Source organism: Pseudomonas caricapapayae (genome assembly GCF_001400735.1).
Taxonomy (GTDB): Bacteria; Pseudomonadota; Gammaproteobacteria; order Pseudomonadales; family Pseudomonadaceae; genus Aquipseudomonas; species Aquipseudomonas caricapapayae.
Genome location: NZ_LJPW01000149.1, coordinates 1 through 791, shown reverse-complemented (window position 1 = coordinate 791; position 791 = coordinate 1). Strand labels below are relative to the sequence as shown.

The 791-nt window shown below is 57.0% G+C and carries 1 protein-coding gene; it reads left to right on the top strand.

The window, feature by feature from the left end; genetic code table 11:
• Positions 1 to 5: 5 nt before the first annotated feature.
• A partial coding sequence (locus ALO80_RS22170) for a TraC family protein (RefSeq protein ID WP_162491692.1) occupies positions 6 to 791 on the top strand: 786 nt, incomplete at its 3' end.

The following is a 791-nucleotide window of genomic DNA, read 5'->3' as shown; positions in this document are numbered from 1 at the left end:
GATTTTTGGACCGTTTAACAAAGCGTCGGGATCAAGGCGCTGACACCGTGGCTGACATGCCCGTCGAGACGATCGCCGATCAGCTACGAGATGAAGCCATCTTCGCGCGGGCCAGAGAGCGTTACCTGGCTCGCCTGGCGGCTGAGGGAATACCAGAGCCAGGTGCATGGCTCGATCCCAAGCGCAAACCTGCGACGGTCGACGATGTCGCGGCCCTGTATGCCGTCAACCCGTCATTTGTCGACATGCTGCCCTGGATGGAATACCTCCCTCATGAGCAAGCGATGCTGCTCGAGGACGGCAAGTCGCTGGCAGCATTCTATGAACTGACCCCCATCGGCACCGAAGGCCGAGATCCTGAGTGGTTACGCAAAGCGCGCGATGCTCTTGAAAATACGCTGCAGGACAGTTTTGACGAACTGGATGAGTCGCCTTGGGTAGTACAGTTCTACGCCAAGGATGAAACCAGTTGGGAGGATTATCTTCAACAACTGCGCGACTACATTAAGCCTCGCGCGCAGGGCAGCGCCTTCACCGAAATGTATTTGCAGCTAGTCAAGCACCACTTGACCTCCATATCCAAACCGGGAGGTTTGTTCGACGACACAAAAGTGTCTCAACTGCCCTGGCGCGGACAGCAACGCAGGGTTCGCATGGTCGTCTACCGGCGTAGCACTGGCGATGGGCTGGTTCGAGGCCAGACGCCATCGATGTACTTGAAAAACATTTGCGAGCGTCTGACGGGAGGCTTGGCTAACGCGGGCATCAAAGCCCGGCGTATGGATCACCAT